The organism is Pseudomonas sp. R1-18 (assembly GCF_051132095.1).
Taxonomy (GTDB): domain Bacteria; phylum Pseudomonadota; class Gammaproteobacteria; order Pseudomonadales; family Pseudomonadaceae; genus Aquipseudomonas.
In genome coordinates, this window is sequence record NZ_CP071659.1 from 13,794 (window position 1) to 40,441 (window position 26,648).

Annotated in this window: 25 protein-coding genes and 2 pseudogenes; 19 read left to right on the top strand and 8 right to left on the bottom strand. The window is 57.4% G+C overall.

Annotation, left to right across the window (positions count from 1 at the left end; all coding sequences use genetic code 11):
• Window positions 1–82 precede the first annotated feature (82 nt).
• From J3P77_RS22320 to J3P77_RS22330, 3 genes are all read left to right on the top strand, one after another.
• Window positions 83–946 carry a class I SAM-dependent methyltransferase gene (locus J3P77_RS22320; protein ID WP_434682235.1) on the top strand — a complete coding sequence of 288 codons (864 nt, stop codon included), beginning with the start codon at window positions 83–85 and terminating at the stop codon, window positions 944–946.
• Window positions 947–1,166: 220 nt separating this feature from the next.
• On the top strand, window positions 1,167–2,198 hold the full coding sequence (gene gmd / locus J3P77_RS22325) for a GDP-mannose 4,6-dehydratase (RefSeq protein WP_434682236.1): 1,032 nt from the start codon (window positions 1,167–1,169) through the stop codon (window positions 2,196–2,198).
• A complete protein-coding gene (locus tag J3P77_RS22330) occupies window positions 2,198–3,094 on the top strand; it encodes a GDP-mannose 4,6-dehydratase (RefSeq protein ID WP_434682237.1) in 897 nt (298 codons plus the stop codon). Before gmd ends, J3P77_RS22330 begins: the two co-directional genes overlap by 1 nt.
• Before the next feature lie 343 nt (window positions 3,095–3,437).
• Here the strand turns inward: J3P77_RS22330 and J3P77_RS22335 are convergent, their stop codons facing one another.
• Window positions 3,438–4,187 (bottom strand): replication initiation protein, encoded by a 750-nt coding sequence (locus J3P77_RS22335; RefSeq protein ID WP_434682239.1) that lies wholly within the window; start codon window positions 4,185–4,187, stop codon window positions 3,438–3,440.
• Between the two features lie 1,203 nt (window positions 4,188–5,390).
• Here J3P77_RS22335 and J3P77_RS22340 point away from each other — a divergent pair.
• The 3 genes from J3P77_RS22340 to J3P77_RS22350 all read left to right on the top strand — a co-directional run bounded on the left by J3P77_RS22340 (window position 5,391) and on the right by J3P77_RS22350 (window position 7,619).
• A complete protein-coding gene (locus J3P77_RS22340; RefSeq protein WP_434682241.1) occupies window positions 5,391–6,023 on the top strand; it encodes an AAA family ATPase in 633 nt (210 codons plus the stop codon).
• A complete protein-coding gene (locus J3P77_RS22345; RefSeq protein WP_434682242.1) occupies window positions 6,020–6,337 on the top strand; it encodes a hypothetical protein in 318 nt (105 codons plus the stop codon). The genes J3P77_RS22340 and J3P77_RS22345 overlap by 4 nt, the downstream gene beginning before the upstream one ends.
• Window positions 6,338–6,596: 259 nt before the next feature.
• Complete coding sequence (locus J3P77_RS22350) at window positions 6,597–7,619, top strand: DNA replication terminus site-binding protein (protein ID WP_434682244.1); 1,023 nt, start codon at window positions 6,597–6,599, stop codon at window positions 7,617–7,619.
• Here J3P77_RS22350 and J3P77_RS22355 read toward each other — a convergent pair.
• A complete protein-coding gene (locus J3P77_RS22355) occupies window positions 7,573–8,790 on the bottom strand; it encodes a tyrosine-type recombinase/integrase (RefSeq protein ID WP_434682245.1) in 1,218 nt (405 codons plus the stop codon). The two genes, J3P77_RS22350 and J3P77_RS22355, sit on opposite strands and share 47 nt — an antisense overlap.
• A 268-nt stretch (window positions 8,791–9,058) precedes the next feature.
• A complete protein-coding gene (gene uvsE / locus J3P77_RS22360) occupies window positions 9,059–10,084 on the bottom strand; it encodes a UV DNA damage repair endonuclease UvsE (RefSeq protein WP_434682247.1) in 1,026 nt (341 codons plus the stop codon).
• A gap of 242 nt (window positions 10,085–10,326) precedes the next feature.
• On the opposite strand from uvsE, the gene ycaC reads away from it, so the two are divergent.
• Entirely contained in the window at window positions 10,327–10,953 is a 627-nt protein-coding gene (ycaC, locus tag J3P77_RS22365) for an isochorismate family cysteine hydrolase YcaC (RefSeq protein ID WP_434682249.1), read from the top strand.
• Between the two features lie 112 nt (window positions 10,954–11,065).
• On the opposite strand, the gene J3P77_RS22370 is transcribed toward ycaC, so the two are convergent.
• Window positions 11,066–12,313: an RNA-guided endonuclease InsQ/TnpB family protein gene (locus J3P77_RS22370; protein WP_434682310.1), complete on the bottom strand. Its 1,248-nt coding sequence runs from the start codon at window positions 12,311–12,313 to the stop codon at window positions 11,066–11,068.
• A gap of 235 nt (window positions 12,314–12,548) precedes the next feature.
• On the opposite strand from J3P77_RS22370, the gene J3P77_RS22375 reads away from it, so the two are divergent.
• The 7 genes from J3P77_RS22375 (at window position 12,549) to J3P77_RS22405 (ending at window position 19,446) form a co-directional block, all read left to right on the top strand.
• Window positions 12,549–13,013, top strand: a complete 465-nt coding sequence (locus tag J3P77_RS22375; protein WP_434682251.1) for a hypothetical protein — start codon at window positions 12,549–12,551, stop codon at window positions 13,011–13,013.
• Window positions 13,014–13,179: 166 nt separating this feature from the next.
• Window positions 13,180–15,507, top strand: coding sequence for a putative bifunctional diguanylate cyclase/phosphodiesterase (locus tag J3P77_RS22380; RefSeq protein WP_434682253.1), 2,328 nt, complete (start codon window positions 13,180–13,182; stop codon window positions 15,505–15,507).
• Window positions 15,495–16,364, top strand: a complete 870-nt coding sequence (locus J3P77_RS22385; RefSeq protein WP_434682254.1) for a phosphate/phosphite/phosphonate ABC transporter substrate-binding protein — start codon at window positions 15,495–15,497, stop codon at window positions 16,362–16,364. The genes J3P77_RS22380 and J3P77_RS22385 overlap by 13 nt, the downstream gene beginning before the upstream one ends.
• Before the next feature lie 104 nt (window positions 16,365–16,468).
• Window positions 16,469–17,716, top strand: a complete 1,248-nt coding sequence (locus J3P77_RS22390) for a SpoIIE family protein phosphatase (RefSeq protein WP_434682256.1) — start codon at window positions 16,469–16,471, stop codon at window positions 17,714–17,716.
• Window positions 17,709–18,278, top strand: a complete 570-nt coding sequence (locus J3P77_RS22395) for a SiaB family protein kinase (RefSeq protein WP_434682259.1) — start codon at window positions 17,709–17,711, stop codon at window positions 18,276–18,278. Before J3P77_RS22390 ends, J3P77_RS22395 begins: the two co-directional genes overlap by 8 nt.
• A gap of 17 nt (window positions 18,279–18,295) precedes the next feature.
• The gene (locus tag J3P77_RS22400; protein ID WP_434682260.1) at window positions 18,296–18,682 is read left to right on the top strand and encodes a DUF1987 domain-containing protein; all 387 of its coding nucleotides are present in this window, start codon (window positions 18,296–18,298) and stop codon (window positions 18,680–18,682) included.
• 14 nt (window positions 18,683–18,696) lie between these two features.
• Window positions 18,697–19,446, top strand: coding sequence for a GGDEF domain-containing protein (locus tag J3P77_RS22405; protein ID WP_434682262.1), 750 nt, complete (start codon window positions 18,697–18,699; stop codon window positions 19,444–19,446).
• 99 nt (window positions 19,447–19,545) lie between these two features.
• On the opposite strand, the pseudogene J3P77_RS22410 reads toward J3P77_RS22405, so the two are convergent.
• A pseudogene (locus tag J3P77_RS22410) lies at window positions 19,546–19,772 on the bottom strand (gamma-glutamyltransferase); the annotation flags it as partial.
• A gap of 372 nt (window positions 19,773–20,144) precedes the next feature.
• On the opposite strand from J3P77_RS22410, the gene J3P77_RS22415 reads away from it, so the two are divergent.
• Entirely contained in the window at window positions 20,145–21,188 is a 1,044-nt protein-coding gene (locus J3P77_RS22415) for a terpene synthase family protein (protein WP_434682265.1), read from the top strand.
• 200 nt (window positions 21,189–21,388) lie between these two features.
• Here J3P77_RS22415 and J3P77_RS22420 read toward each other — a convergent pair whose 3' ends face one another.
• Together J3P77_RS22420 and J3P77_RS22425 are read right to left on the bottom strand one after the other, a co-directional pair.
• Window positions 21,389–21,847 carry a metallophosphoesterase family protein gene (locus J3P77_RS22420; RefSeq protein WP_434682312.1) on the bottom strand — a complete coding sequence of 153 codons (459 nt, stop codon included), beginning with the start codon at window positions 21,845–21,847 and terminating at the stop codon, window positions 21,389–21,391.
• A gap of 105 nt (window positions 21,848–21,952) precedes the next feature.
• On the bottom strand, window positions 21,953–23,014 hold the full coding sequence (locus J3P77_RS22425) for an SDR family oxidoreductase (protein WP_434682268.1): 1,062 nt from the start codon (window positions 23,012–23,014) through the stop codon (window positions 21,953–21,955).
• Between the two features lie 218 nt (window positions 23,015–23,232).
• Between J3P77_RS22425 and J3P77_RS22430 the strand changes: the two genes are divergently transcribed.
• Window positions 23,233–23,502, top strand: a complete 270-nt coding sequence (locus tag J3P77_RS22430) for a hypothetical protein (RefSeq protein ID WP_434682271.1) — start codon at window positions 23,233–23,235, stop codon at window positions 23,500–23,502.
• A 155-nt stretch (window positions 23,503–23,657) separates the two neighbouring features.
• Here the strand turns inward: J3P77_RS22430 and J3P77_RS22435 are convergent, their stop codons facing one another.
• Window positions 23,658–23,870: a hypothetical protein gene (locus J3P77_RS22435; protein WP_434682274.1), complete on the bottom strand. Its 213-nt coding sequence runs from the start codon at window positions 23,868–23,870 to the stop codon at window positions 23,658–23,660.
• A gap of 189 nt (window positions 23,871–24,059) precedes the next feature.
• On the opposite strand from J3P77_RS22435, the pseudogene J3P77_RS22440 reads away from it, so the two are divergent.
• The 3 genes and pseudogenes from J3P77_RS22440 to J3P77_RS22450 all read left to right on the top strand — a co-directional run.
• Window positions 24,060–24,941: pseudogene (locus J3P77_RS22440) on the top strand (methyl-accepting chemotaxis protein); the annotation flags it as partial.
• 198 nt (window positions 24,942–25,139) lie between these two features.
• Window positions 25,140–25,844: a methyl-accepting chemotaxis protein gene (locus J3P77_RS22445; protein ID WP_434682313.1), complete on the top strand. Its 705-nt coding sequence runs from the start codon at window positions 25,140–25,142 to the stop codon at window positions 25,842–25,844.
• Between the two features lie 326 nt (window positions 25,845–26,170).
• Window positions 26,171–26,557: a hypothetical protein gene (locus J3P77_RS22450; protein ID WP_434682277.1), complete on the top strand. Its 387-nt coding sequence runs from the start codon at window positions 26,171–26,173 to the stop codon at window positions 26,555–26,557.
• The last annotated feature ends 91 nt before the right edge of the window (window positions 26,558–26,648 follow it).

Consider the following 26,648-nt stretch of genomic DNA (forward strand, 5'->3'; position numbering starts at 1 on the left):
CGGATACTTGACTACGCTTCGGACATGCAAATCAGGTGATGCAGATCTCTGAAAATATTGGCCATTGTTAAAGGAGCCAGCCATGAATACAGAGCAATGTCCCGTATGCGAAAAACACCTGGAAGTCGGACTTTACGAATGGCATCTGAAATGCCCCGCTTGCCGTTATGAAGGCTCCACACTTGGACCTGTCATCAATTCGAGCCCCGCACATGAGTTGATCGACGAAGCCAAACGCGAACACGGTTTGAGGACACTGCGAACCCAGAACTTTCAAACCCTGCTTGCGCGGATCAAGGCGCTGAAAAACCAGGGTGATCGCCTGCTGGAGGTAGGAAGCGCTCACGGCTGGTTTCTGGAATTGGCCCGGCTGGATTTCGACGTAACCGGTATCGAACCTGACCGCAATATACTCGACGGCCTGGACGATAAAACCTTGCCCATACGTTGCGGATACTTTCCCCATGTACTGAACAACGACGAGAAATTCGATGTCATCGTCTTCAACGATGTCATCGAACACATTCCGGATATCAAAACCACGTTGAGCATGTGTCACCAGCATCTGAATGAAGGCGGCTTACTGGTGCTTAACCTTCCCAACAGCGATGGGGTTTTTTACAGACTGGCAAAATTTCTGGTGAGATGTTCGTCCGGCAGTGCGTTCAACAGACTCTGGCAGAAGGGTTTACCGTCTCCGCATGTGCATTATTTCAACCCGGCCAACCTCAACGGTCTGTTGAATCAGTATGGATTCGATATCAAGGAAAAAGGCACACTTCCTACGCTCGTCAGGCAGGGTTTACATGATCGAATTTCTCTGGCCAAAGGGCTGGGCCCGGTGGCCAGAAACGCTATCTACCTTTCAGTACTGACGGCGCTTCCAGTACTCCGGCTGCTGCCTGGCGATATTTTCTATAGCATTTCCCAACGGCAGACAGGTTGAAGACCTGCTCAAACTATTGGCATGCGTGAATCTTTTTTGATCCTGCCCCAGACAGATATCCCTATTTAACGGCACTGCCGTGAGCCAGTATGCCGCCGCCGCCGCTCACTTGTAGCAGGCTGATGCCTATGTTGTACTCATTTCAACGTGATGGATCATCGCCTTGAACCGCTATTCCTGTGTCAGGCGGCGATCTGCCCGATGGAGAACAATCAATTCTATGAAAGCAATCATTACCGGCATTACAGGGCAGGATGGCCCGTATCTGGCCGAACTTCTGCTTGAAAAAGGTTACACCGTATACGGCACTTTTCGCCGGACCAGCTCCGTCAACTTCTGGCGTATTGAAGAACTGGGAATACACAACCATCCCAACCTGCATCTGGTCGAGTATGACCTGACTGACTTGTCCGCCGGCATCCGTCTGCTGCAAACCACCGAGGCTACCGAGGTGTACAACCTGGCGGCACAAAGCTTTGTAGGGGTCTCATTCGAGCAGCCACTGGCAACGGCCCAGATAACCGGACTTGGGGTCGTGAACCTGCTCGAAGCCATCCGTATCGTCAATCCGAAAATCCGCTTTTATCAAGCCTCCACTTCGGAGATGTTTGGCAAGGTTCAGGCTATACCTCAGGTTGAAAGTACGCCCTTCTATCCTCGCAGTCCGTATGGCGTCGCTAAGCTCTATGCACACTGGATGACGATCAATTATCGGGAGTCATACGGAATCTTCGCGGCCAGCGGCATTCTGTTCAATCATGAATCGCCACTGCGCGGCCGTGAGTTCGTGACCCGCAAAATCACCGACTCGGTAGCCAAGATCAAGCTGGGTCTGATGGAGTCTTTTGAACTGGGCAATATGGATGCCCAGCGTGACTGGGGGTTTGCCAAGGAATATGTCGAAGGCATGTGGCGCATCCTGCAGGCCGCCGAGCCCGATACTTTTGTGTTGGCAACCAATCGAACTGAAACCGTTCGCAACTTTGTCACCATGGCATTCAAGGCGGTCGGCATCGCCATTCAGTGGGAAGGGATGGCGAAAGCTGAACGAGGTGTTGATGCAGAGACCGGGAAAACGCTGGTTTCCGTCAACCCCAGATTCTATCGCCCCACCGAAGTGGAGCTGCTGATTGGCAATCCCGCCAAAGCCAGAGAAGTTCTAGGCTGGGAGGCCAAGACCTCTCTTGAAGAATTGTGCCGCCTTATGGTCGAAGCGGATCTGCGACGAAACGAAAAAGGTGCTTCCTTCTGATGAGTATTGCCGGCAAACGTGCACTGATTACAGGAATCCACGGCTTTACCGGTCGTTTCATGGCCGCTGAACTGACAGCCCTTGGCTGTGAAGTTCATGGGATGGGCAGCCAGCCTTCGTCCGAGCCTGGCTATCATCAGGCGGATCTGTTGGATAGCGACAGGCTGCAGGAACTGCTGGCTCTTATAAAGCCGGAAATAGTGGTGCATCTCGCCGCCGTGGCTTTTGTAGGCCACGGATCCGCAGAAGCCTTTTACAAGGTCAACCTGATCGGAACCCGGAATCTGCTCGAAGCCATTGGCGCATGCGGACGAACACCGGAATGCGTGCTGCTCGCCAGTAGCGCTAATGTCTACGGTAATGCTTCGTCCGGCGTATTGAATGAAACCGCCTTTCCAGAACCGGCCAATGACTATGCAGTGAGCAAACTGGCCATGGAACATATGGCCAGGCTTTGGCAGCAACGTCTGCCGATTGTTATCACCCGTCCGTTCAACTACACAGGCGTCGGTCAAGCCGATAACTTCCTGTTGCCCAAGATCGTTTCACACTTTTTGCGCAAGGCCGAGACGATTGAACTGGGCAATCTGGATATCTGGCGCGACTTCAGCGATGTACGTGCGATAGTCAGCGCTTACCGAGGCCTGCTGGAAGCCGGCCCCCTGGGTCAGACTATCAATGTGTGCTCGGGGGTAACCCACTCTCTGCGTGAAGTAGTCGATATGTGCCGACAGATTACTCGTCAGGATATTGAGGTCCTGGTTAATCCGGCCTTTGTCCGCGCCAGCGAAGTCACCAGGCTGAGCGGTGACAATACCCGGCTGACATCGCTGGTGCCTGGTTGGCAGAACCCACCGCTTCGAGAGACCTTGAGCTGGATGCTGTCAGCGCGCTGACACGACTGCCGGAAAAGTCTCTATCGACTACAAATTCCGGCTATGTCTCAAAACTGAAAAAGCGCGCCTTGCTGTAGGACATTATTGATATCTAGCTATATAGATATCTAGCTATCTGTGCTTGGATCGACGCTGAAATGGCATAACCCTTGAAAAACGGGCATGTCGGGCAAGGATCAAGGCCTGAAATCGGTCTTTGAGTCATCGCCGTCAACCAGGCTGCTTCTGGGTGACATGCGTGCGCACAGGGCTATCGACTACAAATTCTGGCTATGGAAAAACGCCGGAATTTATATAGCTATCTAGCTATATGCTAGATAGCTATATTGATAACTTCTTGATTTTAATCGGTTTTCAGAATCTCAAGCGGGTTATCCGGCAGCTTCGCCAGGCTATCGCCCAGTGACAGACGCATCTGGGCGGCTTCATGAAACCTGAAGATCAGACTTTTCACGGTCTTGCCTTCAGTGATGGTCTCATAGGTGATGGAGATGCCTGATTTGGCCATGATCTCGTTGATCGAAGGCGTGATTACTCTCTGACGCAGGTTATTGAAGCGTTTGTAACTGTCTCCCAGATCCAGAAGAGTGCGCAGTTTTTCTACTTCGATAACCAGCACGCCGGTGCTCTTGAACTGCATCATCAATTCAAACAGTCGAAAGCTGTGCATGGAATTGAGATTGGCAACCCGACGCAAATCGTATGAAGTCAACTTGCTGTTGAGCATCGACAGATACGGAATAACGTCAACGGTAAAGTTCAAGGTCACCCGCCCTTCGCCTTCGGCATACGCAGCCTTGTAGACCCAGCGGATTCGCGTGCGGTTCTTGCCATCGAAGGTCTGAATATCGCGCTCGTACAGCGAATCGGCTGCTTCCTTGAGGTTGGTATAGGCGAACCGGATAGGGACGCCGTAGATGTCGGCAAAACTGGCAGCCGTCACTGTGATCTTGGAAGGCATGGGTTTGCGAGGGTCGACCTGGGCTATTGCAGCCAGCAGTAACCGCTGTTCCTGGAGAGTGAGACGGTATGAGGCACTGATCAGATCGTTGGCTTTCGTCACGAGCAACGACGAAGGTTCTTTGGCAGTCATCGACTACTCCTGGCACGGCAATGAGTCGATAGTAACAACGTTGCTCGACAAGTTCTGCCAGTTTGCGCACCGCCGAAATGTCTTGTCGATAAGGGCTTGCCGGCATAGCCGGAATTTGTAGTCGATAGCTTGCTGGCCGTAGCCGGAATCTGTAGTCGTTGCTCTTCGCCACCATTGCCCGAAAAGGGTACGTCACAGGCACTTTTTGGGCCTAGCCGGAATTTGTAGTCGATGCAACGACCATTTGATTGCCTTGTAGGAAATGGATGTCGGATGTACAAGCATGGCTCAATGCCGTACAGCGTAAGGCTTTCGGCCATAGCCAGAATTTGTAGTCGATAGCTGGAGGTTCGATAGCCTGAATCCGTAGTCGCCAGATCGCTGCAGGGAACCGGGGAACGTGAAAAGCGGTTTCGAGGCAGGAAAAATGTAAAAAAGGCTTCGATTCAGACGATTGCAGCCTGTGGATAACAGCCGGAATCTGTAGTCGTCATAGCTGAAATTTGTAGTCGATACAGCTGGAATTTGTAGTCGTCATAGCCGGAATTTGTAGTCGTATAGCCGGAATTTGTAGTCGATACACCTCTGGAAGCCACGTAAATCAAGGGCTCCAGAGGTGCTAAAAACAAGCTTTAAAAACAAGCTTTAAAAACAAGAAAAAAAGATTTTAAAAACACAGGCGAGAAGCAAATTTTTTTCTTTGGGAAAAATCAAAAGCGAAAAAGCGAAAAGCCGAGTGTCCTGGTATTCGCCAAAGCCTCTGAGAGCTCATTTTAGGTGTATTTTTATCAGGCCTGTGGGGGAGGGCTTGATTCGCAAGATTAGGCTATGAGCGGCTCCAAGGGAGCCCACAGAGCCATCGAAGCGAGATATCAGCGCTTGATTACACATTCAAGACCAGGATCAGGTTCTGAAGCGGTCAGGATGAGCAGCCGGGCACAACATCGGAGCCATGTTGATTTTGTCATGCCTGGAAGCCACTGACAGCAACAAATGACGAACCGCACACGCGCCGTACATTTGGACTTCAGAAGCGATCTCCATATCCTACGAAACGCTCATCCTAGTCCCACAGAAAAAACCTCCTAAGCGAACCCAGAAATCTCCTTCAGCTGCTAGATAGCTAGATAGATATATAGCTATAATCCAGTCAGATCGCATAGCTAGCTAGATAGCTATCGTATGGAAAAGGGAGGGATAGACATGACCATATTTGCATGTGTGAACACCAAAGGTGGTGTTGGCAAAACGACGACGGCCGTCCACTTGGCGACCATGTTGGCAACACGAGGTAAAACACTTCTGATCGACGGTGACCCGCAGGCCAGTGCCGCAAGCTGGGCCGCATGGCGGCGCGACAACCCGGAATACAGCCCAAGTCCTACCACCGTTTGCCTCCAGGGCAAGGCGATCAATTCAGAAGGCCGGCAGCTGGCAAGCTCATACGAACATGTTGTCGTCGATGCCGGTGGTCGTGACTCGGTTGGACTGCGCTCTGCGCTGTTGCTGGCGGAAGTAGTGATCGTTCCCGTAGGCGCCAGTTCGTTCGACGCGGCTGCGATGACCGACCTTTTGACAGTTGTCGACCTGGCCCGTGATTACAACCCGGCGCTGGACGTGAAAATGCTGCTGTCCCGAGTAGACGCACGTACCAAAGACACCGGCGAGATGCTCAGTTTTCTGGAAGAACAATCGTTCAGCGTATTCAAAACCAAGATCTGTGAGCGCGTAGCGTTTCGACGCTGCATCAGCGAAGGAGCGATCGTTCATGAGCTCAAACGTGATCACGCGGCCATCCAGGAAATGAATGCATTCTTTGCTGAGGTGCTGGGATGATCAAATCAAAGCCGGATATCAAAAGCTTCACGAATGATCCCAAAGACCCCAACGATTTTCTGGAAGGTGGGGAAGCCGACAAAGCAGCCAAATCGGGATCGACCGCGGACCGGAAGATCTCTGAAGAAAACGCTGCGTTGGTCGTTGAAGCGTTCAAGCCTGAACCTACTGTCCAGAAGCTTTTCAGGTTGCGCTGGGACATCGCCAATGCACTAAAGATTGGCGCTGCGCAGGAATCAGCCAGGACAGGGAAGCGTGTGACCGAAACAGATATCGTCCAGCAGCTTCTGAAAAAGCATTACAGCATCAAATAGCTATCTTGATATATATCTATATAGCTATCCTTTGGGAGCCGTCATTTATAATGACGCCTGCCAGGAGCCGGATAAGATCAAGCCATGTGATCATGCCCAACTAGCTAGCTAGCTGGGCATGATGATATTTAATACCACCCGTCGTTTGAAACCGATTAGCTGTTAACCAGTTCCTTTCTTGACCGGATCGCTGGAGGGGGAGGAAGAAAGCAGGATCAGGTCAAATCTTTCGGAGGGGTGGTATTAATCGAGGAGCCTTATGTATAGCGATATTGTCACCGCGTACGAACTGCTGCGTAGCAAAACAAAGGCCTTTGAACAGGTATGGCCGCACCTCGTGGTTACCGGGAAGGTCTGGCAACTGCCATTGCTGGCCGAACAGAAGTCTCTTGATTTCATCGAGGTGGAGCCACTGGAGGGATCTGAAGCCGTGCAGGCGGCTTTACAAGCAATGGCTGCCTTTGAGCGTGCTCCGGGCCAGGCACCAGGGACGGTAATGCGTTTACCTGGATACTTTGCCATGCGTGAGAGCGTCTTGCCTTGGGTCAGAGAAATCAACCAGCTCAAGGACGACTTAATGGCAACGATCGAGCAGACAAGGCTGGAGCTCAATCTGGCGCCTACGGCCCGTTCCAAAATCCTGCGCCAGGCGTTGGGTCATCAGTTCAGCATGAAGCAGCTGGGTCGCCACACTCAGGCCTTTGATGCGTGTCCGCGCCTGATCGTATTCACCTGGGCCGGACATACCACAGGTGGCGAGCGCATCGAGGTGGGTAAGGTACGTGAACAACTGAACAGGGCCGCGGAGCTGCAAGCCGAAAAAGACAGCGTGGATCTGAACGAAACCTCTGCCGGCGCCGAATTGCGACGTATCGTCAATCTTGCGGACCAGGCCACACTGATCAAGTACAAGAAGGTCGCCCCGCACCCTCGTGCCATGACTTACTTTTCTGCCAGCACCCGCTATGACGCGATGATTCACAGCAATCTGCCGATGTTCGTCCTCGCCGGTTCCCAACCGATCGAGGTGCATGAGCTGCGCAATTTTGACCGCCATGCACGTCAAGCTGAGCGTCCGGACAAGAAGTCCCGCATCGAGGTCATCCCGCGCATGAATCTGTATCTGAACCCGGACGATCTGGTCGGCAGTAAAAAATCGGTGCTGCCTGAAAGCAAGCCTCAAACGGTCGCATCGACCTACTCGACGCCAACGCCCAAAGCACAGAACGTACCTTCTAAGCCAGGCTCTGGTCAGCTGGGTCTGGATCTCCCGGAGGATTGATCGCGGTCGGGGCGCTTTGCTGAATGAAGTCATCCCAGACGTTCATGAGCTGTCGACGCTTATCCAGCAGGTCGCCTCGGTTGTAGGCGGCCTCGACCTTGTCTTCCAGCGAGTGGGCCAACGCCATCTCACAGACTTCCCTGGGAAACTGAGTATGCTCTGCAGCCCAGGTCCGAAAGGCCGAACGAAAGCCATGCGGCACGTACTCTTCGGCCTGCAGCGCCTCCATTACTCGCCGAATGGCGTTGCCTGGCAGGCTGCCGGTCTTGCGTGCATTGGGAAACACATAGATCGGATGCTTGCCCTTTTGCTGTTCGAGAACCTGCAGCGCGCCGGTGGTCAGTGGTACCCGATGAGGCTTGCCGGCCTTCATGCGCTGAGCGTCGATGGTCCATAGACCTGTAGCAAAATCGAACTCGTCCCAACGCGCGTCGCAGACCTCCGAACTTCGACAGGCGCTATAAATAATCAACTCACAGGCGCGTGCTGCCGTGCTGTCCAGACTATCGAGCTGGTACATGAATGAACCGATCCTTTCTGCCGGCATGGCTGAGCGGGGAACCTTGACGCGCGTCTGACGCGGTAAAAGCTTGTCCAGATGGCCACGCCAGCGCGCTGGATTCTCGCCGTCGCGCAGCTTGCGCGCCTTGGCAGCATCCAGTACCAGTTCGATACGGTTGCGCAGGCGAAAAGCCGTTTCCGGTATTTTGTTCCAGATCGGCGTAAGTACGTCCAGGAGGTGCTCGGTCTCGATCGCGGCGATCGGCAGCTCGCCGATCAGTGGATACACATGATCGCGCAGGGAATGCGACCATTGCTGCGCATGGCGGATGTTTTTCCAGCTCTGGCGATGGGTGCTGATGTACCGTTCTGCCTCAAGCCTGAATGTCACCACCGCTTCCTGGTTGCCGGCAGGCGCGTTTCGCCGAACCCTTGGATCGATGCCTTGAGACAGCTCAAGCCGGTAAGTGTCGGCGGCCAGTCGCGCGGCCTTGAGGGAGACGGCGGGAAACGACCCCATCCCCACGTCATGACGACTTTTGTTGAACTGGTAACGAAGGACCCAGCTTTTGCTGCCGTTTGCAGTAACCCGTAAAAACAGGCCGCGCTCATCATGGTAGCGCCCCGGTTTTTCGACGGTTTTGACAAAAACTTGCGTCAGTCTGCTCATTTACTCTCGCTGGGGTGAACAGCCACTTGGCGCAGAATTTTACACCACAATGTACGCGGAGGGCCCCTCTGCGTACATTTTCGGTTTCGCCCTTTATTTACCGGGTAAAACGGAAGATTTCCGTTTCCTGTCCCACAGCCAGACCCACACCACCCCGAAGCCTGTATCGCACGGGTTGCCGGCCCACCGTCGTGAACGCTGTCGGCACTGAACCCGACCCACGGCAAGTGAAATCCCGCCCTGAGCAAACTCCCGGAGCCCCAGTCAACTATTGAGGATTTACATACTGTTGGTAGTAATCCATCGCTGCCAGGTTCTTTTCCTTGGCCTCGAACATCATGTCGAAGCGATCAAGAAATTGTTGAGCATATTCATTAGTCCAACGGTTCCACATCCGGTCGCTATGTCCGTATAAGTCCCGCTTTGAAACGACTTTCAATAACTCATCCATCTCAAGCTTTTGTTGAGCCTTGAAGCCCAGCTCTTGCAAACGCTCAGGTGGCTGGGAGTAGTGCATGGCCGGGCGCACACCACGCCAGCTGGCAATAATGCGATCAATGCGCGGATCATGTGGCGATATGTAATCATTTTCGTTGATCCAGCAATGATGGATATCCAGCACTACCGGGGCCAGATCCGCCAGTTCAAGGCAGTCATCGACGCCATAAGTTTTCTCTTCGTTTTCGAATGTAATGCAGTTTTTCGCCACTTCCGATAAGCGTGACCATATCGAACGAATACCGGCCGCACCGAGGCGCCCTGCAATATGTATATTGCATTTGAAGTCTTGAAAGTTTCGACCATAGCCCATCATTCGAATCATGTCGGCGTGGTATTCAAACTCCGCAATGCTGTTCTCGACCACGGCGGGTTTATCGGAACCCAGCACACAATATTGGCCCGGGTGCAGCGATAAACGGATATCGCTTTGCCGAGCCTTGTCCCCAATCGCTTCGAAACGCTCACCGAGCCATTGTTGAATCGCGCTGTCCTGGTAAAACGCGCTGACCTTGGGATGGCTGTAAAACGGCAGCAGATCGCTGCTGAGTCGCAGCATACGTAAACCAGGCGGCAGGCTCGCCACATAGTCAAGCAGACGCAGCTGGGCCTGCAGATTGTGCTCGATCACCTGGAGCAATTTTTCTCGGGCCACCTGCGGCGCCACGCTGTCCATCCAGCGCAATGTCGTGGTTTTTGGGTTGAATGCAGACTCGATCAGTTTCAACTCGCCGGGTGCCAGGCTGCGCTGGGAATGGCGGTATTGGCAGGCGAAGCCTATCCGGGGATGGGTCATGGGCAGTCCTTGAACGCTCAGGGCTGTTGCGGGTGAGGGTTGGACAACCCGGTGCTTCAAGTCTCACCGCCAAAGTTTCGCTCGCTACCTGACGCCCCTGATCATTGTCCACTTTCAGTGGACAGTAAAACCGTTTTCAGCCGCTTTTTCCTTTTCAGGCTGACCATTAATCTGAGCCCATGTTGAACGCAACGCGTTTTAACCCTTACCTCTGATCTCTAACCAACGAAAAGGAATTGAACATGAACACGCCAACCTACAACCGCCTCAACAAAGACGACGCCGTGGTTCTGCTGGTCGACCACCAGACCGGTCTGATCTCCCTGGTGCAGGACTTCTCGCCCAACGAATTCAAGAACAACGTGCTGGCCCTGGCCGATCTGGCCAAGTTCTTCGAGCTGCCGACCATCCTCACCACCAGCTTCGAACAAGGCCCCAACGGCCCGCTGGTCCCCGAGCTCAAGCAGATGTTCCCCGACGCGCCCTACATCGCCCGTCCCGGCCAGATCAACGCCTGGGACAACGAAGACTTCGTCAAGGCCATCAAGGCCACCGGCCGCAAGCAGCTGATCATCGCCGGCGTGGTCACCGACGTCTGCGTCGCCTTCCCGACCCTCTCGGCCCTGGCTGAAGGCTTTGACGTGTTCGTCGTCACCGACGCCTCCGGCACCTTCAACACCACCGTGCAGCAGGCCGCCTGGGCACGCATGAGCCAGGCCGGCGCCCAGCTGATGAACTGGTTCTCGGTCGCCTGTGAGCTGCACCGCGACTGGCGCAACGACATCGAAGGCCTGGGCAATCTGCTCTCCGAGCGCATCCCCAACTACCGCAACCTGATGAACAGCTACTCGGCACTGACAGCCAAATAAACGTCCATCCTGAAAAGCCCGCCAGAGCGGGCTTTTTTGCGTTCGGAGATTCAGCCGCTTGCGAAATTCCTTGACATCCTCCCCGCCCTGAAGGACGGGGATTCCTACCGCGCTAGGCTACAGCAGCCAGGTCGCTTCGGCGGGTTCCTGTTGCTGACGGCATGATCTCACCGTTCACTGGGCAGGCGATCCGGGCCATGTCCGGCCCTTCAAACAGCTTCAAACCACGTGCTCTGATGTTCTGGCTGGCAACCTTGTCCGCATTGTCGGTGTGACCGCAGGCACCACAGACAAACACCGACTGACTGGGCCGATTGGCAGCGTGGGTATAACCGCAGCCGGGGCACTCCCGGCTGGTGTTCATCGCCGGAACCTTGACCAGCCAGGCACCGTTCCAGCTGCACTTGTAATCAAGCTGGCGCACAAACTCCCCCCAGCCCTGATCCAGAATGGCTCGATTGAGGCCCGATTTGGTGTTCACGTTGCGCCCGGGCTGCTCAAGCGTGCTCTGGCCTGATCGGCTCATGTTTTTGATCTGCAGCGCTTCGACACACAGCAACGCGTGGTTTTTGCTGAGGCGGTGTGAGGCGTTGTGCAGAAAGTCGTTCCGGGTATTGGCGATCTGGTGGTGGATTCTGGAGACACGGGCCCTGGCCTTGCTCCAGTTGCGGCTGAATTTCTGCTTGCGGCTCATCTGACGCTGGGCCTTGGCGAGCCGGAGCTGGTGCGTTTTGAAGCTGTTGATCGGCGTGATGACCGTTTCAGACTGACCGTCCCACAGCGTGGCAAAGCGCACCACGCCCATGTCGATGCCCACCGCAGTCTGTGAGGCGGTTATGGGCTGTTCGACGTCACGCTCGGTCTGGACCGACACGTACCAGTGACCGGCTTTCAGGCTGAGGGTGACATTGCGAAGAGTGCCCTCGATCTGCCGGCTGTTGATGTAGCGCAACCAGCCGAGCTTGGGCAGGGAAATCCTTGAGTTGGTCTGATCCAGCTTGATGGATCTGGGTTGCGGGAAACGGAAGCTGTCCCGCTGGCCCTTCTTCTTGAACCGCGGAAAGTCGGCGCGTTTGGCGAAGAAGTTCGTATAGGCCCGATCAAGGTCCTTCAGAACCTGCTGTTGGCAGTCCACCGACGTCTCTTTCATCCAGGGCGTCGACGGATCGTTGCGCCAGCGGGTCAGCTCGCGGCAAAGACCGGCATAGCTCAGCTTCTTTTCCCCAGCTTCGTAACGATCTTTCTGCAGCGCCAGTGCGGTGTTCCAGACCTTGCGGACCGTGCCTGCAAACTGACCCAGCTGGCGCTGCTGAGCGCCATTGAGTTTGAGTCTGAACTTGTAGGCTTGCTGGCGTTTCATGAAAACTAACACTGTATGTATGTACAGTAATGATACCGGCATTCATGCCGGGCGCTATCCCTCCCCGCCCTGGAGGACGGGGCATCCCGCGCTAACTGGTGAAATTCCGTGAAATCTCTCGAACTCTGCGAATTCCTGTGAAGCCGTCACGCAGTGGCCATTTGCTCATGCTAACGTCGCGCAAATGGCCTTTTGACTGCGAAAAGGCCTCAAATCCGACCATGGAAGAAAGCCAATGACCAGCACCGTGACACCTACCGGCGGCAATTACTCTGCACAGAATTCTTCGACTTCCGTGTTCGACGACAAATTGAATATCGCGAAATCCAGCAAGGTCATTGCGGACTATCTGAAGCAGAGCGGCAAATCTTCCATTACCGGTCAAGGCCTGACCGAGTTGGCCAACAGCAAGTCGGGCAATGTACCGCCTGATGTGTCAGCAGCTGCAGCCTACATTCAGCGTCACCCGGATGTGTTCAAAGCGATCGAGACACACGACGTGGCAGGCAGCGACAGTCTTTCGGGAGTCTGGAACTTCGAATGGGCAGCCAGCGGCGGGCTCGATGGCACGCCAACCGACGCCATCGCCAAAATGCAGGACACGTTTGACATGGCCATCAGCAAGTCGGCCAAGATCACCGAAATCAGCACCGCCAAAAAAGCCGAGCTGGACTCGACCAAGCAACGCCCAAGCAACTGACTTTCATCCTGGCAGCAAGCAGTTGCCGGAAGGTGGCTTGCTTGCTGTTCAGTCAGCCCGCAGCCCGCCGCGAGGGCCATCAGCAACCGCGCTTGCGATTGCCAGTCATCAGTCCGTAATCATTTGGTAGTAAATTGCCACTACCCAACGGCAGGAATGATAAGCAGTGGTCCGCCGGTCCCTTTCCTCACTCAGCTCTCTGCAGTTGTTGCTCATGACGCTATGCGCCGCAACGCTTGTTTTTCTGTGGGCGCTGTATTACCAGCAGCAAGCGACCTCACGTCACGACGCGTTGAGCGCGAAAGCGGCCGAACATCTCAATCTGGCTACCATTGCCGCCGAGAACCTGCGCCAGCTGGTCGATCGTGCTCAGGCTATTGGCAAGGTAACGCAGGGCGACATGGAAGACCTGGGCAGCCGTCATCGCAGCCTGGTACGCATGCTTGCCGAAGACCCGGTGCTCAAAAGCATGAGCCTGTACGACAGCAGCGGCCATCTGGTGTCCGCCAGCCACATAGACGAACCTCAGGAGCTATCGCCCGAATGGTTGGCGCAATTGCACAACCATGTTGGCCGTCATGGGCTCAAACCCTTGCTGGCTGATTTGCCCGGGGCGCAAGGCAGCACGGCGATGCCTGTCTGGCGCCTGCCCTTTTTACTGCCCCTTGCCAACGCCGCGACGGGGAAGATGGATCACATTCTTGTCGTAAAACTGGACATCGGTTACCTGGCTGCGCTTTTCGAGCACATCGATCTGGGCAGCAGCGGCCTGCTCAGACTGCTTGATGCCGGCGGCAAGGAACGCCTGCGTCTGAGCGGTAGCGGCGTGGTGGTTTCCGGTTCGGCACTTGATCCAGAGCCGCCGGACGACGGCAAAACCACGGGCATGCTGATTCAGGACGGCAATGCGGTGCAATACCAGACCCTTTATCTGCGCCTGCCGCAGCGTGGTTTCATGGTGACTGTCAGCCAGAGCCTCGACGAGATCCTCGCTTCATCGCGCCTCACCTACGCGCGTCAGTTCTGGCTGAACCTGTGCATGACCTTGCTGATCATTGGCAGTCTGTTCTGGACGCTGCGGGTTCTACGCAAGCGCCAGGAAGCATTCGATGCGGTGGAGCAGGCACAGCTGACGAACCAGGAACTGATCAGTCGGCTGGAGGAAGAGCATCGTCGCAGCAGCCATGCCGCGGCCACCGACCACCTTAGCGGCCTGCATAATCGCCGCCAGTTTCTGGAGGTCGCCGCGCATACGCTGGCGCGCCAACGTGGCAAGCGCAGACTGCTGGCGATTCTGTTCATCGACATGGACCGTTTCAAATCGATCAACGACTCATTGGGGCATAAGGTTGGCGATCTGTTGTTGCAAGCTGTGGCCGGAAGGATAAGCCGCCTGCTGCAGCCGGACGATGAAGCGGCGCGTTTCGGAGGCGACGAATTTGTCGTGCTGCTGGCCGGGGATCGCACGGAAGAGCAGATCGACGCGTGGGTACGGGCGCTGGTGCAGAAACTGTCCACCGTCTATTCGCTCCACGAGCATGAGCTGACCACCAGCCCCAGTGTGGGCGTCAGCATCTGTCCGCGTGACGGTCAGAATGTCGATGATCTGATCCGCAGCGCAGACGCAGCCATGTACTCGGCAAAGCGCGCAGGGCGCGGCCAGTACCGGTTTTTCGACCCGTCACTCAATGTCGCCGACGTCGAAGAGTTCATCCTGGAACAGGCATTCGGCATGGCGCTGGCCGAGCGCCAGTTCGTTCTCCATTACCAGCCTCAGATGCGACTGGAATCGATGCAGGTGGACGGCTATGAAGCGCTGGTTCGCTGGGAACATCCGGATTTCGGCCTGCTCTATCCTGACCGGTTCATCTCGCTGGCCGAGCGCAGCGGGTTCATCGTTGCGCTGGGCTGGGAAGTGCTGCGCCTCGCGTGCGAGGCACTCTCTGTCTGGCATGCACGCGGTGGCCAGATACGGTTAGCAGTCAATGTCTCGGCCATACAACTGCGCCAGGCTGATTTCAGCGAAAGGGTCATGAAGGAGCTGGCACGGCATGCCATCAAGCCGCAGTATCTGGAGCTGGAAATTACCGAAACAGCCGTGCTGGGCGATGAACGACAAGCCATCGAAAACCTTCAGCGCCTGCGGGCTGCCGGCCTGAATATCAGCCTCGACGATTTCGGCAAGGGGTACGCGGGGTTCGCCCATCTGCAAGCGTTGCCACTGACCAAACTGAAAATCGACCGCATGCTCATCGCGCCGTTGTCCAACAGCCCCGATGACAGCCCGATTGTGTCGTCCACGATCATCCTGGCCAAACGCCTGGGGCTGGAAGTGGTGGCGGAAGGCGTGGAAACCCTGCAGCAACTGGTGTGCCTGAAACTGGCCGGTTGCGACATAGCACAGGGTTATCACTTCAGCCGGCCGCTGTCCTTGGCGCAGTTGCAGCAATACCCTTCCTTCAAGGCCATGGTGGAAACAGCATGCGTGCAATGAGATCGCTGATTGGCGCGCTGTGCGTCTGCCTGCTGGCCCCCGTCGCCAAGGCTCACTGTCCACAACAAAGCCTGCATATTGCAGTCATCCCGAAAAAAAACATGGACGTGATACAGCGCGAGTACCAGCCCTTGCTGGATCGGCTTGGCACCGCCCTGAAGATGCCGGTACAGCTCGTTCCTTCGTCTTCCTACGAGAGTGTGGTGGACGCCATCGTATCCGGAGGTGTCGACATGGCCTGGCTGGGGCCGGCGGCCTACATCATGGCGCATCAGCGCGACCCTCGCATCGAGCCGTTTGCCAGCCTGACCATCAGCCATGGCTATTTCACGCCTGCCGGTCACCACTATCAGGCACTTCTGCTGACACCCCGCGATTCGGGCGAAAGCGTTGAGGCATTGCGCGGTAAGCGCGTTGCGTTGAGCGATCCGGCCAGCACGTCGGGCAGTGTCGTTCCAGATGCGGAATTCTCCGCGCGGGTCGGGTTGCCGCTGGCGAAATTCTTCAGTTCGGTGGTGTATTCAGGCTCGCACGACAAATCACTGGATGCCCTGCTGGAAAACAGGGTCGATGCGGCGTTTGTTGCCAGCGTGCGAGCCGACGCCTACCTCAACAGCGGACGCATCGAACGCGACACGTTCCGGGTGCTGTGGCGCTCAGAGCCGATCTACTACGACCCGTACGTGTTCAGCGGCAGCCTCTGCGCCCCACTGAAAAGGCGTATCCGCGCGGCGATGCTGGACGATCAGCAAGGGCTGTCCGGCTTTCTGCGTTCGCAGGACGCATCCGGCATCGTGCCGGTCAGCCATAAACAGTACGAGTCGCTGCTGCGCATCATGCGACCTGGCCTGCGTTGACAGCGCAGTTTCGCAAGTCATCTCAACGCTGAAAGTCGCCTTGTAATATCACATTAACATCAGCCTGCTAACGTCTGGGTTTTGGTCTGGCATTAGACACGAGCATGCAGGCAGAACACTTCACATTCATGCGCCCGGCGCTGCCCAGGGATCATCGGTGCGCCGGTGATCTATGCAATGAAGTGCCCGGCATCGACTCGGACAGCACTAACGCGCGGGTCATGGAGATCTTCACCGCCCACAAGGAAATGGTCTGCCTGGCCGTGGTGGACGGTGAGCGCCCGATAGGGCTCATCAACCGCAACATTTTCATGTCCCAGATGAGCAAGCCTTTCCATCGCGAGCTCTACGACAAAAAAAGCTGCATCGCCTTCATGGACAAAGAGCCGCTGGTGGTCGATGCCGCGATGAGTATTGAAGAGCTGACCTTCAAGACCGTCGAATTTGGCGAAAAAGCGCTGGCGGACGGCTTCATCGTGACCCGCAACGGCCGGTTTTCAGGCCTGGGCAATGGCCTGCAGCTGATGGGTGTGGTGGCCGCCATGCAGGCGGAAAAGAATCGCCAGATGATGCAGAGCATCGAGTATGCCAGCGTCATTCAACGCGCCATGCTGCGCGCGTCGAGAGACGCACTGGCCTCGACGCTGGATGATGCCGCGCTGCTGTGGGAACCCCGGGACGTTGTCGGCGGCGATTTCTATCACTTCTGCGCGTATCCCGATGGCTGGTTCGGCGCCATAGCCGACTGCACCGGGCATGGCGTGCCGGGCGCGTTCATGACCCTGATCGCATCCTCGTCGCTGACTCAGGCGCTTGGCCAGTCGGGGCCCCGCGATCCGGCGGGGCTGCTGGCTGCGGTCAATCGCGGCGTCAAGCGTCTGCTGGGGCAGGTCGATGGGCCTGGTGGCGCATCGGAGTCCGATGACGGGCTTGATGCGGCTTTCTTCTGGTTTGATAACGCAACCCGGATCCTGAGCTTCGCCGGCGCTCGCCTGTCTCTGCATGTGCTGCAACCTGACGCAGAGCAACTCGACACCATCGCGGGCCAGCGGATGGGCGTGGGGTATGTGGACAGCGATATTGATTACGAGTGGAGCGTGAATACCGTTCGACTGTCGCCCGACAGCCTCATTTTCGTCGCCACTGACGGCCTGATCGACCAGATCGGCGGCCCGAAGAAAATCGCCTTCGGCAAACGCCAGGCTTTCAACACAATCCTGCAACACCGAACCGCAACCTCGAAGTCTATCTGCGAAGCGATCAGAAACGCTCTCGCAGACTGGCAGGGCGAGCAAATGCGACGCGATGACATGACCCTATTCTGCGCCCGACTCAGGAATGAAGATGCTTGATAATTCAACCGCCCGGCAGGACGTGACGTTCTTTGACCTGGCTCAGCAGCGAAACGTGATTTTCTATCACATGGGCTATTTCTCGCACACCATCATCTCGACCATGGCGGAAGTCGTGAAACTGCAGCTGGAAATCGCCGGTGTCAGCGGGCCCACGCGGCGCAAGCTGTTCTCGTCGTTCGTGGAACTGTCACAGAACATCACGCAATACTCGTCCGACACCCTGACTGCCGCCGAGGCCGAAAAAGCGGTGCTCGGCCAGGGCGCGGTGTGCATCAGCACCGAAGGCGAACGCCATCTGATGCTGTGCGCCAATCCCATCGCCACAACAGCCGTCGAGCGCCTGCGGGAAAAACTCGAACCCTTGCGCAGCATGTCGCTTGAAGAAATCAAGCATGCCTACAAAGTCTCGCTGCGCGCCGAAACACCGGTGGACAGCAAAGGCGCAGGGTTGGGCTTCCTGACGATGGCGCGAGACGCCAGCGCACCGCTGGAGTTTGGCTTTCACCCCAGAGCGGACGATCCGGACACGACGCTGTTCTGCATCAAAGCCATTATCTGAATCGAGCACTGTCACCTATGGACAATATCTACATCGAAGCCACCGCCACTTCGCCCGAGATCGACTTTCGCTTCGACCAGCACCTGCTGTCGATGAAGGGCGAATCCTATCCCGAGAATGCCGCGGCCTTTTACGCGCCCATCGTCGAGCAACTGCGACACTTCCTGGCCACGCAGGAGCGCGCCAGCATCACGACCAACATCGCGCTGGCCTATTTCAACAGCTCCAGCACCAAGATGCTGTTCAGTATCTTCGACGCCCTGGACCAGGCCGCGCAGGCCGGTAACCGGATCGAGGTGAACTGGTACCACGATGAGGAAGACGAGACGATCTTTGAATTCGGTGAAGAGCTTAAAGCCGATTTCACCTCAATCGTATTCAACGATCACCCGATCACTACCTGAAAAGGACACTGGTAATGCAAGCTTCAGTCACACCTCTGTGCATGGCAGGCGGCGCGGTGCCGGACCTGTTCAAGAGCGAAACGGATGCTCTGGAACAGGCCCGTTCGGTTCTGAAGCAGACTGAAGCGGATGCTCAGGTGTACAGAAAGTCGCTCTCCGACCTTGCCGGTCACTATGAGCGGCTGATGCGTGAAACCCGCCGGCTGATCGGACGCAGCGACCGCGCCGAGCGCGAGATGAACGCCCTCAACACGCAGCTTCAGAGCCTGGCGCGTCAGCTTGAATACCGGGCCACCCATGATGCGCTGACCGGCGTACTGAATCGCGGTGCGATCATCGAACAGACTGTGCAGGCGCTGCAGAAAGCCTGCGTGGTGATGGTCGTCCTGGACATTGATCACTTCAAGCTGGTGAACGACGAATTCGGCCATCCCGCCGGCGACACAGTCATCCAGGGCATTGTCGGATGCCTGCGGCGGATCGTCGGCACTGCCGGCGTGATCGGTCGTGTGGGCGGTGAGGAGTTCACCGTGCTGCTGGCAAGCGGGCAGCTCGATGACGGTATGAAGCTGGCCGAAACTATGCGCGACGCCATTGCTTCGCATGTCTTCGGCGAGCCGATCAACCGGCGCATCACGGCAAGTTTCGGGGTAAGCGCCAGCCCGCAGGGCACAAGCTTCGATATTGCCTACGGCCTGGCTGACGCAGCGTTGTACCGCGCCAAGCGATCAGGTCGTAATCGGGTCGAAAAGGCAGCTAGCTAGATAGCTAGTTATCTAGCTAGCTGACTCGACAGCTGAGTAACCGCTTCTAGAAAGCCGCCACCAGCCCGTCTTTTCTTGGATCCGTCCCGCCAACATACCCTGCGCCTGATCAGCCAGGCGGACTTTCTTGCCGGCCTTCGGTGCCTTGCCACCGTGCAGAAAGCACTCGGCGAAGCCCAGTTGATCTTCAGCAACTCGGCGCCACGCCGCCACAGCTCGGCAATGATCGGCGTGACCTGGTAGCCGTTGCGGGCATAACCGATGGCGAGTGTGGCGAACGGCAGCTTGCCGTAGCGCTCGGACAGCGCCACCCAGGCCGACACCCTTGCGCAGCATCTCCAGCCGGCCTGCGCGGGAGCATGAGGATTGGTTCAGAGATAGGCGAACCAATTTTCGGCCAATGCCTGGCCAGTGCCTTTTTGTGGTTCGGCTGCTTCGTTACGAGGCGCGTTCAAACGGAATCTTCGCCAGCAAGACGGTCGCCTTCGCGCCGTGGCGGTACATACGTCTTCGCGGGCAGCCTTTTTGCGAGGGTTTTTCCCTTGTCAATGTCAGGCAATTCCTACATCCCGAGCATTGGTTTTTGCGTAAAGTCCGGTCGGCTGGAACGCGACTACATTGCTTTGGGCCACCTCTCACGGAACCCGTCGGGTGTATAGCCGCCAAGCGTTTCTATGGATAGTTGAGAGGAGAACAGCATGCCAGGGACACACCGCGAAGGCGATTCCAGCACCAGTCACGATTGTCATTCACCGCCGATGCCGCTGGTGATTCCCGAGATCCGGCTTCCTTTCGCAGCTCCTGCGCCACGTACCGACAGCGACCAGCTGCGCACGCATGCCCTGGCCTGGGCGCAGCGATACGGCTTGATCGGTCGCCGCGGCGCGCATCGGCTGAGCACCACCGCACTGCTCGATCTGGGAATGGCATTGTGCGGGCAGGCGCCTACGCACCGGGCCGAGATTCTGGTGTGCTGGTATCTGTGGGCGCTCACTCTCGATGACCGCATCGATGACGGTCCCTGGGCGGAAGACGGCGCGCTGGAGAGCTTCATCACCGCCGTACAGGCAGTGACCGAGAAGGACTGCGCCGAGCCGTCGGCCGAGGCCAGCCGGTTCGATGACCCGATGCTCGTCGCCCTGGCCGAGGATCTGTGGCCGCAGACCAGGTCCTGGGGTAACGAGCATTGGCGGCAGAGGCTGGTGCGGCATCTGATCCGGCATCTGCGCGCGCAGGCGACACTGGTGCAAATGCGGGAACCCGACACGGAGTTCTCGTTGGTCGAATATCTGCCGCTGCGCAGGGACTCGTTCGGCGCTCTGTTCTTCTTCGACTTGATCGATGCGGCCGAAAACCTCGACCCGTACCAGCATCCGGCAAATACCGAATGGTGGGACACCCTGCGTAAACGCGGCGCCGACATCATCGCCTGGACCAACGATATCCATTCGATTGCCAGGGATGTGTGTGGCGGGCGCTTCAATCTGGTGTCGCTGATGACGGACATCGAGGATGTCGACTGGCCTGCCGCCATCGAATCCGCCCATCAGATGGTGGACATGGCGGTCGAGGAGTTCAACGCGGTCGCCGCTCGATATGCCGGTCACTCATCATGCGCCGCGACCGACCCGAACCGGCTGCGCCGGGTTGTCCGGGCGGCGGGCGACTGGCACCGCAACGTTTCCCGCTACCACCAGTTGCCCGAGCCCCCCGAGTTCGATACACCCACGGCGCTGGATTGACATTGCGCTGCGCGCCGGCAACTTTGTGGGAGATTCTATGTTTGAGGAACAGCCCTCAAAAGCCCTCCGGGCAGCAGCTCAGAGTGCTCGCAAAGCTGCTGGTTATTCTGCCCGAAGGGCGTGGGAGCCGGCTTGCTGGCGAGGGCGTATCTGGAGACAGCAAGAGTGCGTCGTCTGTACCGGCCCCTTTGCCCGCAACCTCAATCCACAAGCGCGATCAGTTGCGGCTCGATCAATGCAGTGCCGCTCTCCAGCACGGCCAGCGTCACCGGCAATTTGAACCGCCGCCGACCGGCGCTGCCGGGGTTTAGGTACAGCCGTTCGCCACGCCATTGGATCAACGGTTTGTGGGAATGCCCGGTGATCACCAGCTTCACGCTGTCATCGAGCAGGGCCGGGACATCGGCAATGTCATGCACCAGCAGAACCGGCCAGCCGTCCAGGTCGAACAGCAAGTGATCGGCAATGTTTTCGGCCCAGGGCAGGCCCATATCGTTATTGCCGCGCACCACCTTCAGCGGCGCAATGGCCGCCAGGCGGTCGAGAATCTCCAGCTTGCCGATATCGCCGGCATGAATAATCAACCCACAACCCTGCAGCGCCGAAACTGCTTCCGGACGAAGCAGGCCGTGAGTATCGGAAATGATGCCGACTTTCAATCTGGACTCCTGATCGAGCGTGTGGAAACGCAACATTCAAGCTGGCGCCTACAGCATCGCAGGCGTGATGGTCTGTAGGAGCCAGCTTGCTGGCGAAGAGGTCAATCAGGGAATCAGCCGCTCGCGACGCAACTGGTCAAACACCTTGAAGAAGGCGTCATCGCTGGCCTCGAACGCGGTGAAGCCCAGTTTGCGGCTCTTGGACATATCGGTGACCACTTCTATCGGCCGCCCCAGGTCGGCGTCGGTGTGCCACGGCGAGATCAGACGATTGATATCGGCTTCCTTGAGCTGGTGCTCACGCGCGATCTCGGTCCAGGCTTTCTGGTCGTCGGCCATCTGCTTTTCCAGCGGCGCAGGGCTTTCAGGGAAAGCGGCCGGTTGCAGGCCGAAGTACTCGGCGATCTGCCCCCACATCCAGCTCCAGCGAAACACATCACCGTTGGTGATATTGAACGCCTGATTGGCGGCTTCAGGCGTCGTGGCCGCCCACAGTTGCTGACGGGCCAGCTGGTTGGCATCGGTCATGTCGGTCAGGCTCTCCCACTGGACACGCGAGCCCGGGAACACGAAAGGTCGGCCAGTCGCTTTGCAAATGGTGGCGTAGACGGCCAGGGTGGTCGCCATATTCATTGCGTTGCCGACGGCAACACCGGTCACCGTGTGCGGGCGATGCACGCTCCAGGTAAAGCCGTCCTTTTCGGCGGCGGCAAATACCTCGTCTTCCTGAGCGTAATAGAAGTTCTCGATATCCAGCCGTCCCTGGGTTTCTCTGAACGGCGTCTGCGGCAGCGTGCCCTTGCCATACGCCTCGAACGGCCCGAGGTAGTGTTTGAGCCCCGTGACCAGGGCTACATGCTGCACCGTTGCAGCCGGGCGAACAGCATCCAGCACATTGCGCACCATGGCTGCGTTGACGCGAATGTTCTCGGCTTCGGTGGCCTGACGCGACCAGGTGGTGATGAAGACGTGAGTGGGTTTGAGGTCTGCCAGTGCGGCGTTGAGTGACGCCGGGTCCTGAAGATCCGCGGCCACCGGAATGACGCCGGGCAGCGTTGAAGGGTTACGAGAGAGGGCGGCGACCTGCCAGCCGTTTTCCAGCAACAATTGAGTGATTGCGCTGCCAACGATACCGCTGGCGCCAACAACCAGAGCGGTCTGGGTCATGGGGCTTCTCCTGAAGAGTGGATGAATCGTCATGCTCTTTCAGAACCGTATGGCCCTGTACCGTTCAACCCAATCGCCTGCATGCCTGTCATTGCCGCTGCAACCGGCCGGTGAGTCCAGTCGCTGGAACCTCCCCAACCGGCTGAAGTCGATCAGAAAACAAGCGCCGCAGAACGCTTTCGTGACTCTGCTTCCCACTACGCACACAGGACTCGATCATGACTGGAACCGACAAAGAAACGGAGTTGATGGCCTGGCAGTTGCTGCTTGAGGACGACGCCTATCGTCTGGACAAGCCTGACGACTTTTATCAGACGCTGATCAAGCGCGCCGATGAGCTGGTACTGCGCGAGGTCATCAGCCTGCAGGAATGGCAGAAGCTCAAGGACACGGCGGACTCGGTCTACGAGCTGACGACCCGTGCGCTCGCCCAGAATCAACGTGACTGCGTAAGCCGGATCGTCATCGATCTGGAAGAAAAAAAGTAAGACGTCATGCCAGCGACTGCCGGCCTGGTGCCCAACCTCGACGGCATTTGACGACGTGGCTTTAACAGAACAACCCAGGCTCAAGTGCGCTGGCAACTTGCGGCCAGGCGTGTCCTGCTCTTTCAGACTATGTACCTGCGCCTGACAACAGACCCTTAGTACCCGAAATACACGACAGCGCACTGCTGCTTTTCAATCAGCGCGTGCTGGCCGGTCATGCTCGCAGAGGCCTTTGCCACCGCGGTTTGCAGGGAAGCAAAGCGCGGAAGAGGCGGTCCGGATTTTTTTGATTTTTTAACTGCTTTTTCGTTACAGCTCGGCGAACGGCGGCCGATAGTCTCTGTACTCAAAGCCTTGCCGGTGGCCAAACAATAAAAACCTCCAGAGGCAGCACTTAAACTAGACATTCCTGGAGAAAGTCAATGAACAGCTGGTTTGCCAACATCAGCGTCAATAAGAAGCTGGGCCTCGGTTTTGGCCTGGTACTTGTTTTTACTGCCATTCTTGCACTGACCGGCTGGAACAGCCTGGGCAACCTCATCGACCGCAGCAACTGGATGAGTGACATCACTTCGCTCAATTCCCAGCTGACCAAACTGCGCGTGACTCGTCTGCAGTACATGGTTGCCAATGGCGACGACAAGGTAGCCGAAACCGTGCAGGTTTCGCTCGATGGTTTCAAAGGCTATCAGCAGAAACTGCTGGCGACCTTCAAGGCTCCTGACAATATCAGGATGCTGGAACAGCTGGGCCGCGTCATCGCCGACTACCAGAAATCCCTGAACGACATGCGCAACGGCTACCGCGCCAGCGCTGCCGCGCGTCAGGAAATGACTGTCCACGCCGCCAAAGGCGAAGCGCTGATCGAGCAGATCCTGGCGGACGTCAAGACCAACGCAATGGATCTTGGCCGCTTCGATCAGTACGAAACCATTGTCGACGCTCGCCAAGACCTGATGCGCGTGCGCTATGAAGTTCGTGGCTACCTGGCCGACGGCACTCCCGACAGCGAGCAGAAAGCTACCAGCCAGATCACCGATGCCATCAAGGGCATGGACTCGCTGCGCACCGCTTTCAGCGACACCGAGGCCGCTCGCATCGGCGAGCTGGACAAGACGCTGAGCAGCTATCGCTCGGCCCTGGAAGCCATGAAGAGCGCCAACACGGCGATCTCCCAGGCACGCAAGGAAATGACCACCCAGGGTCAGGACATCGTCAAACTCAGCGATGACCTTTACCAGTTCCAGCTGGACCGCCGCGACCAGGAAAGCGCACAAGCCCGCACCTTGCAGATCACTTGCACACTGCTGGCTCTGATTCTGGGCGTGTTGGCGGCGGTGTTGATTACCCGCCAGATCACCCGTCCGCTGCAGGAAACCCTGGCGGTGGTCGACCGTATCGCCTCGGGTGACCTGACCCAGACTGTTGCGGTGACTCGCCGTGACGAACTGGGCGTTCTGCAACAAGGCATTCAGCGCATGGGCACAACCCTGCGCGACCTGATCACCGGCATCCGCGACGGCGTGACCCAGATCGCCAGCGCCGCCGAAGAACTGTCTGCGGTTACCGAGCAGACCAGCGCCGGCGTCAACAGCCAGAAAGTCGAAACCGACCAGGTGGCTACCGCCATGCACGAGATGTCGGCCACTGTTCAGGAAGTCGCACGTAACGCTGAACAGGCTTCGCGAGCGGCGTCGGATGCCGACACTGAAGCACGCGATGGTGACCGGGTGGTTGGCGAGGCCATCGCTCAGATCGAGCGCCTGGCCACTGAAGTGGGTCGCTCGGCAGATGCCATGACCCAGCTGGAACAGGAAAGCGACAAGATCGGCAAGGTCATGGATGTGATCAAGGCGGTAGCCGAACAGACCAACCTGCTGGCGCTCAACGCCGCCATCGAAGCTGCCCGCGCCGGTGAAGCCGGCCGTGGTTTTGCCGTCGTGGCCGATGAGGTTCGCGGTCTGGCGCAGCGTACCCAGCAGTCGACCGAAGAAATCGAAAACCTGGTGGCGGGCCTGCAGAACGGCACTCGTCAGGTGTCCAGCATCATGCTCAGCAGCCGCGACCTGACCGTCAGCAGCGTGCAGTTGAGCCGCAAGGCGGGCACGTCGCTGAGCAGCATCACGCAGACCGTGTCCAACATTCAGGCCATGAACCAGCAGATCGCCGCGGCGGCCGAACAGCAGAGCGCCGTGGCTGAAGAAATCAGCCGCAGCATCGTCAACGTGCGCGACGTTTCCGAGCAGACCGCATCGGCCAGCGAAGAAACGGCCGCCTCAAGCGTCGAGCTGGCCCGCCTGGGCGGCCAGTTGCAGATGATGGTCAGCCACTTCCGCGTCTGACCGAGCCAACCCTGAAGCCGCTCGGCTTCAGGGTCTCCAGCAGTTTCGGGGTATGCCGCAGCCTTTGTGGGAGCCACCTTGGTGGCGAGGATGGTTTGGACAACAAATGTACTGCGTGAGTACCGCCCTCTCGCCAGCAAGCTGGCTCCTACAAGGCCTGCCCTGAACGTGTGGGAGCGACCTTGGTCGCGAGGGGTAGCGCCTTTTCTATTATCAATTTCAGCAATGATCGGTACTAACCGCATTGACTTCTTAATAAATGCCAGCGGCGTAGCATTGCCTCCATACCGAGTCACCCACGACTCGCCCCCATTGGAGCAATGACCATGAAAACTTCGAACCTGATCTTCGGCCTGGCTTTCTCTGTACTGACCTCCAGCGCCTTTGCACTGCCTGCCGTCACCAGCTCTGACGTCCTGAATAGCTCAGCCATTGCAGCCGACGGTGCTGACCGTGTTGGTGCAAACCGCGTAGCTGCTGACGGCGCTGACCGCGTCGGTGCAAACCGCGTAGCTGCTGACGGCGCCGACCGCGTCGGTGCAAACCGCGTAGCTGCTGACGGCGCCGACCGCGTTGGTGCAAACCGCGTAGCCGCTGACGGCGCCGACCGCGTTGGTGCGAACCGCGTAGCCGCTGACGGCGCCGACCGCGTCGGTGCGAACCGCGTAGCTGCTGACGGCGCCGACCGCGTCGGTGCGAACCGTCTGGGATAACTCCTGCGACGCTTCTTCCCAGCCCGGCTTTCGCCGGGCTTGATTCATTACTGAAAAAAAAACTTCGCACATCTGATCTATCGACAACTGA

Coding starts and splice junctions, on each gene's coding strand:
- J3P77_RS22320 (WP_434682235.1), top strand. CDS start 83: ATGAATACAGAGCAATGTCCCGTATGCGAAAAACACCTGGAAGTCGGA.
- gmd (WP_434682236.1), top strand. CDS start 1,167: ATGAAAGCAATCATTACCGGCATTACAGGGCAGGATGGCCCGTATCTG.
- J3P77_RS22330 (WP_434682237.1), top strand. CDS start 2,198: ATGAGTATTGCCGGCAAACGTGCACTGATTACAGGAATCCACGGCTTT.
- J3P77_RS22335 (WP_434682239.1), bottom strand. CDS start 4,187: ATGACTGCCAAAGAACCTTCGTCGTTGCTCGTGACGAAAGCCAACGAT.
- J3P77_RS22340 (WP_434682241.1), top strand. CDS start 5,391: ATGACCATATTTGCATGTGTGAACACCAAAGGTGGTGTTGGCAAAACG.
- J3P77_RS22345 (WP_434682242.1), top strand. CDS start 6,020: ATGATCAAATCAAAGCCGGATATCAAAAGCTTCACGAATGATCCCAAA.
- J3P77_RS22350 (WP_434682244.1), top strand. CDS start 6,597: ATGTATAGCGATATTGTCACCGCGTACGAACTGCTGCGTAGCAAAACA.
- J3P77_RS22355 (WP_434682245.1), bottom strand. CDS start 8,790: ATGAGCAGACTGACGCAAGTTTTTGTCAAAACCGTCGAAAAACCGGGG.
- uvsE (WP_434682247.1), bottom strand. CDS start 10,084: ATGACCCATCCCCGGATAGGCTTCGCCTGCCAATACCGCCATTCCCAG.
- ycaC (WP_434682249.1), top strand. CDS start 10,327: ATGAACACGCCAACCTACAACCGCCTCAACAAAGACGACGCCGTGGTT.
- J3P77_RS22370 (WP_434682310.1), bottom strand. CDS start 12,313: ATGAAACGCCAGCAAGCCTACAAGTTCAGACTCAAACTCAATGGCGCT.
- J3P77_RS22375 (WP_434682251.1), top strand. CDS start 12,549: ATGACCAGCACCGTGACACCTACCGGCGGCAATTACTCTGCACAGAAT.
- J3P77_RS22385 (WP_434682254.1), top strand. CDS start 15,495: ATGCGTGCAATGAGATCGCTGATTGGCGCGCTGTGCGTCTGCCTGCTG.
- J3P77_RS22390 (WP_434682256.1), top strand. CDS start 16,469: ATGCAGGCAGAACACTTCACATTCATGCGCCCGGCGCTGCCCAGGGAT.
- J3P77_RS22395 (WP_434682259.1), top strand. CDS start 17,709: ATGCTTGATAATTCAACCGCCCGGCAGGACGTGACGTTCTTTGACCTG.
- J3P77_RS22400 (WP_434682260.1), top strand. CDS start 18,296: ATGGACAATATCTACATCGAAGCCACCGCCACTTCGCCCGAGATCGAC.
- J3P77_RS22405 (WP_434682262.1), top strand. CDS start 18,697: ATGCAAGCTTCAGTCACACCTCTGTGCATGGCAGGCGGCGCGGTGCCG.
- J3P77_RS22415 (WP_434682265.1), top strand. CDS start 20,145: ATGCCAGGGACACACCGCGAAGGCGATTCCAGCACCAGTCACGATTGT.
- J3P77_RS22425 (WP_434682268.1), bottom strand. CDS start 23,014: ATGACCCAGACCGCTCTGGTTGTTGGCGCCAGCGGTATCGTTGGCAGC.
- J3P77_RS22430 (WP_434682271.1), top strand. CDS start 23,233: ATGACTGGAACCGACAAAGAAACGGAGTTGATGGCCTGGCAGTTGCTG.
- J3P77_RS22445 (WP_434682313.1), top strand. CDS start 25,140: ATGTCGGCCACTGTTCAGGAAGTCGCACGTAACGCTGAACAGGCTTCG.
- J3P77_RS22450 (WP_434682277.1), top strand. CDS start 26,171: ATGAAAACTTCGAACCTGATCTTCGGCCTGGCTTTCTCTGTACTGACC.